Below are 14962 nucleotides of genomic sequence, written 5' to 3'. Positions count from 1 at the left end.
ATATGAAGCTCAATGATCCCTCGCTGTTCCGTCAGGCATGCCCCATCGCCGATCGCTGGATCGAAGCGGAAGGCCGCAAGGCGGCGACGGTCCGCAATCCGGCGACGGGCGAGCCGCTGGGGGTGGTCCCTGACCTCGGTGCGGCGGAAACGGAAGATGCCATCCGCGCCGCGGTCATCGCCCAGAAGCTTTGGGCGAAGAAGACCGCCGGGGAGCGCGCCGCCGTTTTGAAGACTTGGCACCGGCTGATGATCGAAAACCGCGACGATCTGGCGATGATCCTGACGCTGGAGCAGGGAAAACCCCTGGCCGAAGCCAAAGGGGAGATCACCTATGGCGCGAGCTTCATCGAATGGTTCGCCGAAGAGGCGAGACGCATCAACGGCGAGGTCGTACCGGGACATCAGCCTGACAAGCGGATCCTCGTCCTGCGACAGCCCGCAGGCGTAGTGGCGGCGGTCACGCCCTGGAACTTTCCGAACGCGATGATCACCCGCAAGATCGGCCCCGCGCTTGCCGCCGGCTGTGCCGTGGTTCTCAAGCCGGCGCTTCAGACGCCATTCTCCGCCATTGCGATCGCCGTTCTCGGTGAGCGTGCCGGCCTGCCGCCGGGGCTTCTCAACATCGTCACGGGTGACGCAGCGGCAATTGGCGGGGTGCTGACGGCAAGCCGTGACGTTCGGGTCCTGACCTTCACCGGCTCCACGCGGACGGGCGAGCTGCTTTACCGGCAATGCGCGCCGACGATCAAAAAGCTCGGCCTCGAGCTTGGCGGCAATGCACCCTTCATCGTCTTCGACGACGCCGATCTCGACGCTGCGGTCGAAGGCGCGCTCATCGCCAAGTTCCGCAACAACGGCCAGACCTGCGTCTGCGCCAATCGGCTTTATGTTCAGGACGGCGTCTACGAAGCGTTTGCCGCCAAGCTCGCCGCGGCCGTTTCGGGCTTGAAGGTCGGCAACGGTCTCGACCATGACGTCGTGCTTGGCCCGCTGATCGACGACAACGCCATCGCCAAGGTCGAAAGCCATATCGGCGATGCCGTTTCAAAGGGTGCCGGGATCGTCTTAGGCGGCAAACGCCACGCGCTCGGCGGCCATTTCTTCGAGCCGACGATCCTGCGTGACGTCGCTGCCGGCATGCAGGTGGCTCGCGAGGAAACCTTCGGGCCGCTTGCACCGCTTTTTCGTTTCCGCGACGAAGAGGACGTCATCGAACAGGCAAATGACACCGAGTTCGGGCTTGCTTCGTATTTTTACGCTCGCGATCTGTCGCGGGTATTTCGTGTGGCCGAAGCGCTCGAATATGGGATGGTCGGCGTCAATACCGGTCTCGTCTCGACGGCTGAGGCTCCGTTCGGTGGTGTGAAAATGTCGGGTCTCGGCCGTGAAGGGTCGCGGCACGGATTGGACGAATATACCGAGCTTAAATATGTCTGCCTGGGCGGTATTGCCTGAGCCGAGAATGTGTCTCGCCAAACGACTTTTGCCGATGCGTTCCGTTCATCGCGAAACGCACCGGCAGCGAAATTCAAACGCTAAACTGCCGAATTTTCTTCCGTTTCGGCGAGACGATGGGCGATGCGATCGGCATTGGCCATGATCGTCATCGTGACATATTTGGAGGACAGATCCGGAAGGGTCGAGCCGTCGACGATATGAAGACCGGGATGGCTATTCAATTCGCCCTCCGAAGAGGTGCCGAACGGACCGGATGCGCCCATAGGCAAGGTGCCGGCAAAATGCGCGTCGATGCCGGGCTCCGCCAGCGACGCGCCCGGGAGCTGAATGAGACCCAACCGTTTCCATTCCCGGCGGAGCGCTTTTTTCAAGGCCTCGGCGCGGATGTCGAAACCTTCCGCGAAGCCGCCGTGGATAGTGAGACCTTTTTTCGCCGTTGCGTCTCGACGGATGTAGCTCCGGCTTTGATTGCCGGGATAATAGATCGTTGCGACGAGGAGACTGCCGCCGATTAGCTCGAACGCTGCGCGCCCGGCCTTTCGACCGAGCGGCATCCTGTTGATGAAGCTCTGCGCCGGCAGGGTACCGACTTCATAGATCGCTCCCGTCACGTAATCGGATGCGCCGTCGCCGTAGCGCAGAGATAAGCCAAGCTGCGCAAGGCTGTGCGTCGCCGTCGGTGAACGCAACAACCTTGCGGGAGAGAGCAGGGGAATGGCCAGCGTGGGACTGTTCAAAAGACGCAGTCCCTGCTCGTCAATCGGCAGGAGGTCCGCCAGCAGGGCGGCCGTTCCAAGGACTCCTGCGGCCAGAATTATCCTCGGTGCGGAAAATGACGATCCGTCTGCCGTTCCGACTGTCCAGCCCGAGCTGCGTGTCAGCGACACGGCTCGCATGTTATCGAGCAAACGAAAATGCGGAGACTTTCGCAACAGAAGCACATCCTGCCTGCTGTTATAGATAGCACCGCTCGGGCAGCCATAGAGACAGTCGCCGCGCAGATCGCATGCCGCCCGCCCGGACCTCGCCTGCGAAAGTATGGCATTGACGGCGGGAAAAAGCCGGAACGATCCATCAGCCGGCCTTGCGGCCTGGTGCCGATGAAGAACATGGGCCGCTGTTGCTCCAAGTGGCAGCACGGGCTCGCCGTTAGCGTCTGTCGTAACATCCGCATTCCTGCTGATGCCGATGCGCTTGGCGACATGCTCGTAGGATCTCTGCAAGGAGCCGATGTCTATCGGCCAATCCGCAATGTCCTCGGCATCGAGATAGCTGATTTGCGCTCCCCAGATGTTGGAGAGGCCGCCGCGGGCGAGACTGCCGATCGGTATGAAGCCGTCGCCGGCGATACCGGATTGGTGTCGAAAAGGTTGGAGAATTTCCCGTGCCGTAGGGGTCTGCAGCTTCGGCGAACCACCGTCGTCCGTTCGCAGCGATTCCAGATTGCTTCCCAGGATGCGGACGCTGCGGCTTTCCTCCTGCGATCCGGCATCATCCCCGCCATCCAGCATCAGAACGCGGCGTCCGGCCGCTATTAGGGGAAACGCAGCGGAGACACCTGCAGGTCCACTGCCGATGATGATGAAGTCGGCGTCCGGACCATTCATCGATATCTCCCGGCTAAAAGCGCGCGGAGCGGAAAGAGCAGGACATCGCTGGAAATCGCCAGCATCGCGCCAAGAAATCCGGCCTTCTTGCCCGGGCGCCTTTCCGGTTCGCTCGCGAGGTCGGCCAAATAAAGGGCCTGCGCGAGGCGATGCCGTGTTCGATTGGCCGGCGGTTCAAAGAGGGCCAGCAAACCAGGATGCCGGATCATTGCCGGGGAGAGGCCGAGCGGCGACAACCCCTCACGCCACAGCCCTTCGCAAAGCCGCTGCAGCTGTATTTCGGTGGGCGCGGTGCCTAGATAACGCAGCAGAGCCTCTGCCTCACTTCGCGATTGCTCTTCGTGTGTCTGGCCGAATTCCCCGGCAAGCGCGGTCGCCGGGTCAGACAGGTTCAACTTCAGGAGCCTGAGGCTCTCGCTGCTCTCCATCGGTGCGGCGCCTGCAAGCCCCAGCACGCGTTCCGGATCGACCGTCGGAATCAACGGAAGAATCTTCGTCATGCGGCAGGCGAGGAGTGCGGCGGTCAGGGGCACCGGTATGAAATGGAGGTTGCCCTTACCCTGGGCACGGCGGAGAATTCTGAGCCAGGCCGCAAAGCTTATGGGCTTTTCCTGCGCCAGCACAAATGTCTGAAGCGGCTGGTTTTCTCCGGTCGCCAGCGCCAGCAGGCCTGCGACAACTTCGTCGAGATGAATGGGCTGAACTTTTCGGCTGAGCCCTATCATCGGCAGGATTGGGCTGAGTGCCGCCAATTTCGCCATCAGGCCGTACATCGCTGTGCGGGGGCCGCCATAAACCAGCCCTATTCGCGCAATTCTGACGATCGGTGCTGCCTTGCTGGCAGCCAAATGCTCTTCGATCCTGAACTTGGTCCGGCCGTAGACATTGAGCGCTTCTTTTCTGGACGAGGTGGAGGAGGCAAAAACGAAGCGCGGCACGCCGGCTGCCTCTGCCGCTTCCGCCAGCTTCAAAGTGCCTGATATATTGACGTTTTCTTCTTCGGTCGCCTCCGGCGGAGTAGCCCAGGAATGCGCGAGATGGACGAGCCCAGCCGCTCCCTCCAGATCGGACGCGGCAGGCTCATCGCCAATGCGCCACTTCGCGCCGGGCCGCCGGCCGAGTTCAACCACGTCGAAGCCGCGCTCACGCGCCATCGCGACAAGTCTTGCACCGATATAGCCGGTCGATCCCGTGATGAGGAGGCGTGGTGCCATTTCCACTCTCTACTGCGCAAAGGCGATGCGCGCGCCGCTCCAGTCAAAACGAAACTCGATTTCCTTGAGCTGCGACAGCGCTTGCCGCACCTTTTCCTGACGATCTCTAGGGCAATAGAGAACGAGGAAGCCCCCTCCGCCTGCACCCGCAAGCTTGCCGCCGATAGCGCCGGCAGCACGGGCTGCCTCGTAAAACTCGTCGATCGCGCTGTTGGTAATCTTCGAGGTCAGCGATCTTTTCATCATCCATCCGCGGTGCAGCGCTTCGCCGAACGCACTGAGATCTCCAGCCATCAGGATGTCGCGCATTTCGTAGCTCAACTGCACCATGCGCTCGACGGTCCGGAATTTTTCTTCGTCCGCCTCCATGGCTTGCACCTGCGTCGACAGCACTGAGCGCGTGTCGCGCTGGCTTCCTGTGAAAAACAACAGGATGTTGCTCTCAAGTTCCGCCATCTTTTCGGAACCGAGCACGACAGGCTGAACGTTGACGCCGCCGTTGGGATTGAATTCGATGAAGTTCAGGCCGCCATGCGCGGCCGCATATTGATCCTGTTTGCCGATCGGCTCTTTGAGGATATCGATTTCGAGCCTGCAGGCTTCTTCCGCCAACTGATCCTTGGAGGCAAAGCGCGACCTGTGGGCATAGAGCGCATTGATCAGCGCCACGGAAAAGGAGCTGGATGACCCGAGACCGGTTCCGGAGGGGATGTCGGCGACGGAAGCAACTTCGATGCCGGGCTCGATCCGATGCATCCGCAGGGCCTCGCGCAGCAGCGGATGGGCGATCTCTTCAAGCGTCTCGGCGAGCTCGGTGCGCGTATATTTGAGATGGTATTTGTTTTCGTTGAAGTAGTTGTGCACGATGACGAAGCTGTACTTGGCGATCGCACAGGACAAGACCGCGCCGGCCTGACGGCGGTAATAGGAGGCTATGTCCGAGCCGCCGCCGGCGAAGCTGACCCGAAAAGGTGCGGATGAAACGATCAAAGGATTGCCTCCTCGAGATTGATGACGATATCGGCCGATGTCCGTTGTAGATCGATCCTCGGCCACTCCTCCTGAATTCGCGACGCCCAGAGCCCTTCGGCGTCCGCCGGCGTCAGGCCTTTCCAGGCGTAAAAATTGTGAAAGCGGTTCAACAGCGTCTGCTGCGACGCTTCGACGAAGGCAGCCATGTCGACATCTTCACGGATCGACGCATGTCCGGCAAAAATGCCGTCCAGGAGAATGACCTCGGCATCACGCGCATCATAGATGGTCGTACCCTTCTGCTGGCCACGGCTTGCCGCGTCGTAGCAGGGCGCCTCGACCTGTCCGGATTGACGCAGCATTCTGACGATCTCAGGATAGAGCTCGACCCTGTTGCGTTCTTCCGCGTTCATAGCAGGCCGGCGATGTTCGAGCGGCAGAATCCAACGGTCGAGCTCCAGCCTCAGCACCCTGCGCCCTGCTTCCGAGAGCAGGCGCTGAACGGCATGCGCAAACGTACTTTTGCCGGAGCGGGAACGACCGCATATGCTGACGAGCAAAGGACCTGCCGCATTTGAAAGACGTGCATCGATCGCGCTGAAGAGAGCTTGCCCGATATCCTGGTAGCTGCACTGAAAGCGAACGGCGTCATAGACCGTGTCGAAGACAAGATCGGCACGCGGGATCTCTGTTTGCGCGGCAGGATAGCTCTTTTCATCCCGCAGGCCATAACCGGTCCGGACGCCATAGGCCCAGATGCCCGCCTTGCGGCCGGCACCTATGTCGCGCAGACTGTCTCCGATGATGATGGATTTGGTTTTTTCGATCGGCAATTCCGCCATGGCCTGGCGGATCATCAGATCTCCTGGTTTGCGGCAAGCGCAATCGATCTTCAGTGCCGGAACCTCGTTGGCGAAGCCTTTGTTCGGATGATGCGGACAGAAATAGATACGGTCCAGGACGCCGCCATCTTCGGCAAGCTCGGCCTCCAGGCGACCAAGAACATGATCCAGGCCGGATTCATCGAGCAGGCCTTTGGCGAGCTGCGGCCGGTTGGTGACGGCAACCGCCAGGAAGCCGGCTTCGCGGGCGAGCCGTACCGCTTCGCCGGCTCGGCTGATCAGCTTCACCTGGTCAGGATGAACGACGCCATGGCCGCCGACGTCTTCGTTGAGGACGCCATCGCAATCGAAAAACACCGCCGGTCTTCTGACTGACAGATGGACCGCATGAACCCGGTCCTGCCGGAGGTCCTTCTCCGCGGCAGCATGGCGGTTCGGCGAGCCGGCATCCTTGATGTATTCTGGAGTGTCGTAAATCGCGATCGGAATCGAACGCTCGAGGAGATCGGGAATAACGTCGTGAATCATGTCGGCCGTATGGCCCGGCACGAGTGCCTCAAAAAATCGGTCTGAGGCCACGTACAAACCGGCCGGCACCAGATTGCGCCAATCCGCATCGCGCGGCGTTTTGCGAGGCAACAGGCGCTGCAGATAACCGCTCTTCTGGACGACGAGATCGGATGTGCGGGGATGATCGTTGGGGTGAGCGATGATGGTCAGAGCGGCTGGAAATTGCTGACGATGACGTGCCAGCGCCGCCAGATCGATGTCAAAAAGCATGTCGCCGTAGACGATCAGGACATCGCCGGCGATCGTGTCCAAAGTCGTCAGGCAGCCTGCCGTGCCGAGCGGGGACGTCTCGACGAAGACGTCGATCGTAATGCCGAGTTTTTCAGCTTCCGGGCCAAGAGCAGGCTCGAGCTGGCCGCCGAGGTGGCCGCCGAGCACGCGCACGTGCTGAACGCCTTCGCGGGCGAGAACATGAATCTGCCTGAGAATGATCGGCACGCCGTCGAGAGGCAGAAGAGCCTTTGGAATGGCATCGCCCGTCATGCTGCGCGCGCGCGTCCCGAGGCCTCCGGCAATAATAATCGCCTCGCGGATAGCGTTTTCAGAACCCATTCGCCAGGATCCGCTCGACGGCAAGTTCAACGGCCTCGGTCGACTTTCGCTTCGGCGACCAGCCCAGCGCTACGAGCCGGCTGATATCGTAGCTGAAGCGCGGCACATCGCCCAGCCAGCCGCGGTCCTCGCTGCCGTATTCGATGGCGGCTCCGGCTGCCACCTTCGAGACCACGATCTCGGCGATATCCCGGACGGACGTTTCGCCGATGCCGCTGGCATGAAATACTTCATAGGCGCCGGGTGCCTTGTCCCAGGCAAGGAGGATCGCATCCACCAGGTCGCCGACATAGAGATAAGGCTTCGTCTGCATCCCGTTGCCGAGCACCTGGAGCCTCGTCGGATCAGCCTTCAACCTGTTGATGAAATCGTAGATCGCTCCATGCGTGGAGCGCTCCCCAACGACATTCGGAAAGCGCAGCACCAGTGTCTTGATGCCGAATGACAGCGCATAGACGGACAGGTAGGCTTCGGCGGCAAGCTTGCTGGCGCCATAGAGCGAGATCGGCCGCAAGGGCCCGTGATTTTCATGAATATTGCCTTCGGCTTCGCCGAACACAGCAGACGTGCTGGCGAAGAAAAGCCTGTCGATCCCATGTTTGCGCATGATGGCAAGCAGCGTCGTCGTCGTCAGCTGATTGAGCTGCAGGTCCAGTTCCGAATTGGCATTGCCTGCGGCAATATCGGAATTGGCGGCGAGATGAAAAACAGCGTCGGGACGGTCCGCCGCAACGAGCTGATCCATGCCTTCCCGATCGAGCATATCCAGCTCACGGAAGCGAAAATTCGATCGCTCCAGCAGATGATCTATGTTCCGCATGCGGCCAAGATGAAGATTGTCGATCGCGGTTACCCGATAGCCCTTTTCCAAAAGGCGATCGCAGAGATGGCTGCCGATAAATCCGGCCCCTCCTGTTACCAAGGCATGCATGTCGGCAGCTCCATATGATCTGCTAAGGCTCATCAGAGCGCTTTGATCTTTCCCGAATGAGGACGCGAAAGGACGAATACACCACCGGCTAACCCGACCACAAGCTGCAGCAGGCCGAAAACCACGGAGAGCGTTGCCGCATCCGTCGTGCCGATGCCGAACACGGCAAGTGAAATAATCATGCCGCCTTCCCGGAGGCCCCATCCTCCAACGGAAATGGGAACCATCGCGATCAAGAGCACCGGCGGGAAAGCGGCTGCGGCCTGGCCCCAATCGAGCGGGAGACCAAGGCCGAGAACGAGGATCTCGAGGCAGACGACGCTCAATCCGTGAATGGCGAGGGTCAATAGAAATACGCCGACCATTCTTTGGTGGGTGATCAAAGCCCGCAACGCGTCGGTCAACGCGTGCAGCTTTGCCGGAAAGAACCGGACGAATAAGTGGCGGCGCCAACTGAACACCAGGGCTGATGCGATAGTTCCCACAACGCCCAGCGCGGTGAGCTCTGTCAGATAGGGGATGGGAAAGTCGTGCCCGTAAACAGCGCGCAGGATGATCAGTCCGATCAGCGCAACGACCGCCAGTCCGAAAAGAGTGAGGATGCGGTCCATGACGACGCCCAGCGTGGCTTCTCCGATCGTCAGGCCATATTTGACCGCGCCAAATATGCGAGCGGCATCGCCTGGAATGGGACTCGGAAGAGCTTGATTGTAAAACAGGCTTTGCATGAAGAGTTTCATGGCGACTGATATCTTGAGCCTTTGCCCGATCATGTCCGATAGGAGGCACCACCGCCACGCCGAAAGCAGGGCCTGCAGGAGCAGAAGGAAGATGCTGACCGAAATGGTCGTTGCCGACAGGGTCTGGACCGCAGCCCACCCTTCCGAAAAATCTACCTTGCGCGCGATCCATATGACCAAGCCGAGCGCGACAGCCACTTTCAAAACCGGTATGCCGATGCGAAGCAACGCTGGGGAGGACGCAGTAGTCACGGTGTCCGACCCGCGTCAAAACGGTAAAGCTTCCAGCCGAACCGATCCGTCAATATCACCGAGGAGCGAGGCATCATGTGCGCTACGACGCTGTTGGCCATCACCATTTTGTCTTCTCCAAGGCGTTCGGCGAGGAACGCACTACCGGCATCGGCGGGGACGATGAAGTAGCCTATATGATTGTCCCTGATGAAAGCATCGATATCCGAACCCGGTGCAGGCAGCACGTAGCGCGGCAATTGCCAGCCGCCATCGCGGCCGCCATTGTAAGCCGCGGACAATAACGTGTTGGCGGTGTCGAAAGGTTGAAAAACGGTTCGCAGGTCGTGATCTGCGATATAGCGGTACATGAAATAAGCTTCGCGGTGGCTCGCCATATATTCGTCGACGCTTATCATCCCAAGCACGACGTCGAGTTGTTTCGCCTTGACGGGATCTATGTCGCCGCCGCCCGCTCGATACCAGTAGGAAATCCAGAGGCCCCCGGCCAGCAAGCTGACGACAACCGGACTGGCGACCATGCATGCTGGCGAAGAGACGATTTTCGCAAGTGGGGCTATCTGCGGCAGGACTCGCCGGTCGAGCCATTTATCCAGCCGTTCGCGAACCAGGGAGGCGCCGATGAACCCGGTCGAAAAGAAAAGCAGATAGGCTGGCGTTGCCCACCGTATGTGATTGAACATGACGGTGTACCAAATCACAAACATGGCAGCGACAATCGCTGCCAGAAATGCGATGCGCCGGAAAGCCACTGCCAGACCGGCCAGTATCAAAGCAAGAGCGACGAACGTGTTCGGCTTGCGAGCGAGGAACCAGTCGTAAAGAATATAAAGGAAGTCGTGCCAACCTTGCAGAGTTGCGAGGTTCGTCACGAAGTGTCGGTTGGCGGGATCGAAAGCCCGGCCCAATTCGAGCGTGTAATCCGCCATCCAAGCATCGGTGAGGCCCGGATGCCCGAATAGGAAGGGATAGATCGGATTGCCGAGAATGATGAAATTTTTCGCGTACCAGTAGCCCGCGACGGCGAGAAATGCGCAGAGGCATGACAGAAAGAGCGGCAGCGATACTCTTCCCTTGAGAAGCGTCGGCATCAATGCCAGCCCTATAAGGCCAACCATTTGCAGTTCCGTATATTTTCCTCCGACCGCTCCCCCTAAGACGAGCGCACAATGAAAAAGCTCCGCCGGACGCCGGGTTTCCAAATAGCGCCATAGAAAAAGCACGGCTGCGACTGAGAAACACGACCGGGCGAGATCCGTCATCGGTTCGCCGACACTCCCCCTGAAGAAGGGGATGCTGAGGATTAGAGCCGCCACCAGGAAAAAACCGCATGCCCGCCAACGACTGGCGCAGCTTGAAAGCAGGAGCAGAAATCCGAAGAAAATTGCGATATTCATGGTCGCCGCGCCGGTCCAATGACCGGTGACCATCATGACGAGCGCAAACAGCAGATTGAAGAAGAGTGGAATATTGCCATAGAAGGGATGGTCGATCTGCGGCGACACAAAGCCGGCGTGCTCGATGATGCTGTTCGCGAGCGGGACGTGGAACACCCACACGTCGGCAATGCCCGGCGGAAATAGAGCCAGAACGCTCCACACATAGCAAAGCACGACGCATGTGAGTGCAGCAAGCACCGGAAACGGGTTTCCGATTTTCGTTTCAACGGCGATTTTACGAAACAGCGAACCCAGGTCACAAAGAACGGCAACGAGATCGCGCCGTCGCCAGATCATCGAAACAGCCACGATAGGAAGAACGATTTCCCATCGCAGCCCATGAAATGCGCCAAGGACGGTAGCCGCGCCGCCTGATATCGCCAGAGCCGGCAAAATACCGCTGAACAGAAAATCGATGCCATCTCGAAATGGCTGATCGCAACGTCGGTTGAGCCAAGCAACGAGGCCCCTGTCGATCACGAGGCCCCATAATATTATGGAGAGAACCGTGCACCAGCCTAGGATCATTATCGCCCTTTCGTGGCTCTTATCCCGCGAGAGGCGGAGCAGGCTTCTTGATTGGCAACATGACCCCAAGCGCTCGGATCATGAGGCCTGAAATAAAGATCTGAAATGCTGTTGTGATAAGCCAGAGCCCAAAGACCGCCCAGTTCGTTTCGACGCCGATCTCAGGCAGCACGTATCCACTCTCGACATAGGAATCGAAGAGCGGAAACGCCAACAAAACGCCTGCAAGGACGGCCACGACCGTTCCCCAAATCGTTGCGTTATAAGGCAGGAGCCGCTCGAAACGAGGCTGCACGCGTCCTGAATAGTCGAAAATAACCCGACCGATCGCGGCCGAAACCAGCATTGATTGACCAAGCACGGCCAGGGCCATGGCAAAAAGCATGGCATTGGACGAGAACCGCACACCGGCAATGGACATAGGTCCAGCAAGCAGCGGCAGCATGATGATCAAGCCGAGGGCCAGAAGCAGGAAGCCCGGCCAGATGAGAAAGAAATCGAACCCGTAGACAAACATCGCCTGAAGATTACGCCAGCCTGCGCGCCACGGCTCCATCCAACCCCGCCGCTTCATGTGGCTGAGCCGTCCATCCGGGTCTTTCAGGAAGTGGATCGGTACTTCGGTGGTCGGAAGCTCCATATGCACGGACTTCAACACCATTTCCGACGCATATTCCCAACCTTGCGACCGAAGATCCATGCGCAGCAATGCATCGACGCTGATGCCTCGCATGCCGCAATGGATGTCGGAAAAGCGGCTGGCGAACATCCGATTGAGAATCCACGTCGTCAGTGGCGTTCCGAAATAGCGATGCAGGGGCGGCATCGCATTGTCTTCGATCGAGCCCTTGAACCGCGAGCCCATCACGAAGTCGGCCCCCTCCCGGAAGGCCTCAATAAACGGCGCTATCTGGCGAAAATCATAGGTGCAGTCCGCATCGCCCATGATGATGAACTTGCCGCGGACGAATGGAATGGCATCGATGTAAGCCCTGCCCAAACCGCGCTTCGGCGTCCGCAACACGCGGGCCCCCCTATCGCGCGCGATTTCGGGTGTGCGATCGGTTGAACTGTCGACGATCAGGATCTCCACCGCCGCACCGCTTGCCGCAATACCCTCGCGGCACCAGTCGACGAAGGTTCCGATCGTCAACTCCTCGTTAAGAGACGGAACGAGGATCGTCACTTCGGGGTCGGCGACGTCGTCGTCGGGTGTAAGGAGCGTCAATTCCGGATCGTGGATGCTAGGAAAATTCATGCGCGTGAAACGGCTCGTTAGGAAAGAGTGGGCGGGACAAGTCCGCAGGAAAAATCCAATACCGCATGGCAAATCGCCAGATGGGCGATCTCCACATAGCCATATTGGTCGGAAGCCACATAAAAGTTCAGGTCACCCAGATCACGCAGCGGATTGCCCGGCGCAAATCCACTCAAAGTCATGACGGCGCAGCCTTTGTCCCGGGCCGTGCGGACGGCCTTGGTAATGCTTTCGGATCTCCCCGAACTGCTGATTGCCACCAACAGGTCACCTTCGTTCGCGTGCATGGCGATTTGCGTCGAAAACACATTCTCATATCCGAGATCGTTCGAGAGGCAGGTCAGCGTCGCGCCGTCGTTCATCGCCATGGCGCGCAGCCCGCCGTTTTTCGAGTAGTCCGTTGCCATATGGCTGGCGATTGCCGCGCTGCCGCCGTTGCCGATGAACATGATCTTCCGTCCGGCATCATGCGTGGCACGGGCCAGCTGCATGGACTCCGTCACCGCTGCTGAATAATCCAGGCTCTCTCCGGCTGACCGCGTAGCGGTTGTATTCACGAGAACATGGCGGAGAAATGTGAAGTAGCGATCCAGGTCGCCGGCTGTTACGCCAAGCCCTGAAGATCTGTTCTCGTTCTGTGACATGCGCGTTCAGTCCCTACGCCTTGGAAATTGGGGCGTCCTTAAAGATTAAATGGGGCGAAGGCAAGTTGCTCGCCCGCTCTTTTGAGGGTTGTCGGCGGGTGTCGCGGCTTTGCAACTAAAGGTCTTCCGTGCCGTAAGGCTCGGCGGGCACGCCGCTCGCTTGAGCATCGGCGCTCATTCTTCGGCTGGAAGTGAGCCACGCGCGAGCAAGGCAGGTGTGAAGGCAAAGTCCGTTTCACGCAAGCCTTGAATGTAAGGAAAAATTCCATTACTTTTGTATTGACCTGAGATAGGAGATTTCCATGGCTTCCCTTGCCGTCACAATGAAAGGGCAAATCACGCTGAGACGGGATTTGCTGACGCACCTTGGGGTCAAGCCGGGGGAGCGGATCGAATTCGACAAGCTGCCTGGGGGCGAGCTGCGGGTAAAGGCTGCTCGTCCAACGGGGACGATCGACGATTTTATCGGTCGGCATGCCGGCAAGATGAAAAAGCCGTTGACCATCGAAGAGATGAACGAAATCGCGGCTTCGGGCTGGGCCGGCGAGGAATGAAAGTTTCGGTCGATACCAACATTCTTGCTCGAGCCGTCCTGCAGGATGATGCCGAGCAGGGGAAGGCAGCGGCAAAGCTCCTGAAGGAGGCATCGCTGATCGCGGTTTCCCTGCCGAGCTTATGTGAACTGGTCTGGATACTGCGTCGAGGAGCCGGGCTATCGAAGGAAGAAGTTTCACAGACGATTCACGACCTGCTCAACGCCGGCAATGTGGCGATGAACCGTCCTGCGGTCGAAGCAGGACTGGCGATGCTGGAGGCGGGTGGCGACTTCGCAGACGGCGTGATTGCCCATGAAGGAGCGTGGCTTGGCGGCGAGAGCTTCGTATCTTTCGACAAGCAGGCGGTCGAACTGGTCATCCGCCAAGGCCAACCCGCGCATCTTCTCGCCTGAAATTCCGCAGGGCGGGCGTTGACTTCAGAACCGATGTTCCGCTCCCTCGACCGGATTGGCCCAGACCGTCATGCCAGGCGCAAACGGCGTCTCGCCTTCGGCGCGCACCACCATCTCGCCGAGTTCGGGGACGTCGAGGTAGAGGATCGCGTCGGCGCCAAGCCGCTCGAGATGCCGGATTCTGCCCTGCCATTGTCCGGCACCTTCCGAAATCCTGATATGTTCGGGGCGGATGCCGTAGGTGGTGCAGTTGAACTGCTCAGCCGTTTTGCCGCCATAGAGGTTCATTTTCGGGCTGCCGATGAAGCCGGCGACGAAGGGTGTCGCGGGATTGCGGTAGAGTTCCATCGGACTGCCGATCTGCTCGACCGCCCCGCCATTCAGCACGACGATCTTGTCCGCCATCGTCATGGCTTCGACCTGGTCGTGGGTGACATAGATCATCGTCGACTTCAGACGGCTGTGGAGATCTGATATCTCGAGGCGCATCTGGGCTCTGAGCGAAGCGTCGAGATTGGAGAGCGGCTCGTCGAACAGGAAGACTTTGGGGTCGCGGATGATCGCGCGGCCGATAGCGACGCGCTGCCTCTGGCCGCCGGAGAGCGCTTTCGGCTTTCTCTCCAGCAGCTGGGTGAGCTGCAGCGTTTCGGCCGTCGCCGCGACCTTTTCGGCGATTTCCGCCTTTGGGCGGCGGGCGAGTGAAAGGCCGAAGCCGATATTTTCGGCAACAGTCATATGCGGGTAGAGCGCGTAGCTCTGGAACACCATGGCAATGCCGCGCTCGGAAGGTTCGGCATAGGTCACGTCCTTGCCGCCGATGGTCAGCGCGCCTGACGTCGTTTCCTCCAGACCGGCGATGATACGCAGCAGCGTCGACTTTCCGCATCCAGATGGGCCGACGAAAACGACGAACTCGCCGGAGGCAACCTCCAGATCGATCCCCTTGATGACTTCGAGAGCGCCAAAGCTCTTGCGAACCTGTTTGAGAGTGAGCTCAGCCATTC

The 14962-nt window shown here is 59.5% G+C and carries 13 protein-coding genes; 3 read left to right on the top strand and 10 right to left on the bottom strand.

Annotation, left to right across the window (positions count from 1 at the left end):
- The first annotated feature begins 2 nt into the window (after positions 1-2).
- On the top strand, positions 3-1457 hold the full coding sequence (locus V8P77_RS04460; protein ID WP_335910929.1) for an NAD-dependent succinate-semialdehyde dehydrogenase: 1455 nt from the start codon (positions 3-5) through the stop codon (positions 1455-1457).
- An 80-nt stretch (positions 1458-1537) separates the two neighbouring features.
- Here V8P77_RS04460 and V8P77_RS04455 read toward each other — a convergent pair whose 3' ends face one another.
- From V8P77_RS04455 to V8P77_RS04415, 9 genes are read right to left on the bottom strand one after another with little or no spacing between them, the layout of a single operon-like run.
- Positions 1538-3067 (bottom strand): FAD-dependent oxidoreductase, encoded by a 1530-nt coding sequence (locus V8P77_RS04455; protein WP_335910928.1) that lies wholly within the window; start codon positions 3065-3067, stop codon positions 1538-1540.
- On the bottom strand, positions 3064-4281 hold the full coding sequence (locus tag V8P77_RS04450) for an NAD-dependent epimerase/dehydratase family protein (RefSeq protein WP_335910927.1): 1218 nt from the start codon (positions 4279-4281) through the stop codon (positions 3064-3066). The genes V8P77_RS04455 and V8P77_RS04450 overlap by 4 nt, the downstream gene beginning before the upstream one ends.
- Before the next feature lie 9 nt (positions 4282-4290).
- Positions 4291-5271 (bottom strand): GHMP family kinase ATP-binding protein, encoded by a 981-nt coding sequence (locus tag V8P77_RS04445; protein WP_335910925.1) that lies wholly within the window; start codon positions 5269-5271, stop codon positions 4291-4293.
- Complete coding sequence (locus V8P77_RS04440; protein ID WP_335910924.1) at positions 5268-7217, bottom strand: HAD-IIIA family hydrolase; 1950 nt, start codon at positions 7215-7217, stop codon at positions 5268-5270. Before V8P77_RS04440 ends, V8P77_RS04445 begins: the two co-directional genes overlap by 4 nt.
- On the bottom strand, positions 7207-8148 hold the full coding sequence (locus V8P77_RS04435; RefSeq protein WP_335910923.1) for an SDR family NAD(P)-dependent oxidoreductase: 942 nt from the start codon (positions 8146-8148) through the stop codon (positions 7207-7209). Before V8P77_RS04435 ends, V8P77_RS04440 begins: the two co-directional genes overlap by 11 nt.
- Before the next feature lie 32 nt (positions 8149-8180).
- Complete coding sequence (locus V8P77_RS04430; RefSeq protein WP_335910922.1) at positions 8181-9140, bottom strand: lysylphosphatidylglycerol synthase transmembrane domain-containing protein; 960 nt, start codon at positions 9138-9140, stop codon at positions 8181-8183.
- The gene (locus tag V8P77_RS04425) at positions 9137-11107 is read right to left on the bottom strand and encodes a glycosyltransferase family protein (RefSeq protein ID WP_335910921.1); all 1971 of its coding nucleotides are present in this window, start codon (positions 11105-11107) and stop codon (positions 9137-9139) included. Before V8P77_RS04425 ends, V8P77_RS04430 begins: the two co-directional genes overlap by 4 nt.
- A 19-nt stretch (positions 11108-11126) precedes the next feature.
- Complete coding sequence (locus V8P77_RS04420; RefSeq protein WP_335910920.1) at positions 11127-12365, bottom strand: glycosyltransferase family 2 protein; 1239 nt, start codon at positions 12363-12365, stop codon at positions 11127-11129.
- 17 nt (positions 12366-12382) lie between these two features.
- Positions 12383-13009, bottom strand: coding sequence for an SIS domain-containing protein (locus V8P77_RS04415; protein ID WP_335910919.1), 627 nt, complete (start codon positions 13007-13009; stop codon positions 12383-12385).
- A 302-nt stretch (positions 13010-13311) separates the two neighbouring features.
- On the opposite strand from V8P77_RS04415, the gene V8P77_RS04410 reads away from it, so the two are divergent.
- Positions 13312-13563 carry an AbrB/MazE/SpoVT family DNA-binding domain-containing protein gene (locus V8P77_RS04410; protein WP_003538685.1) on the top strand — a complete coding sequence of 84 codons (252 nt, stop codon included), beginning with the start codon at positions 13312-13314 and terminating at the stop codon, positions 13561-13563.
- Positions 13560-13958 (top strand): type II toxin-antitoxin system VapC family toxin, encoded by a 399-nt coding sequence (locus tag V8P77_RS04405; protein WP_335910914.1) that lies wholly within the window; start codon positions 13560-13562, stop codon positions 13956-13958. Before V8P77_RS04410 ends, V8P77_RS04405 begins: the two co-directional genes overlap by 4 nt.
- A 24-nt stretch (positions 13959-13982) precedes the next feature.
- Here the strand turns inward: V8P77_RS04405 and V8P77_RS04400 are convergent, their stop codons facing one another.
- The gene (locus tag V8P77_RS04400) at positions 13983-14960 is read right to left on the bottom strand and encodes an ABC transporter ATP-binding protein (RefSeq protein WP_335910913.1); all 978 of its coding nucleotides are present in this window, start codon (positions 14958-14960) and stop codon (positions 13983-13985) included.
- Between the last annotated feature and the right edge of the window lie 2 nt (positions 14961-14962).

Source organism: Rhizobium aouanii (genome assembly GCF_037002925.1).
In the GTDB taxonomy this organism is placed as follows: Bacteria; Pseudomonadota; Alphaproteobacteria; order Rhizobiales; family Rhizobiaceae; genus Rhizobium; species Rhizobium aouanii.
Note: the sequence above shows the minus strand (reverse complement) of the source record. Positions and strands in the feature narration are given on the sequence as shown.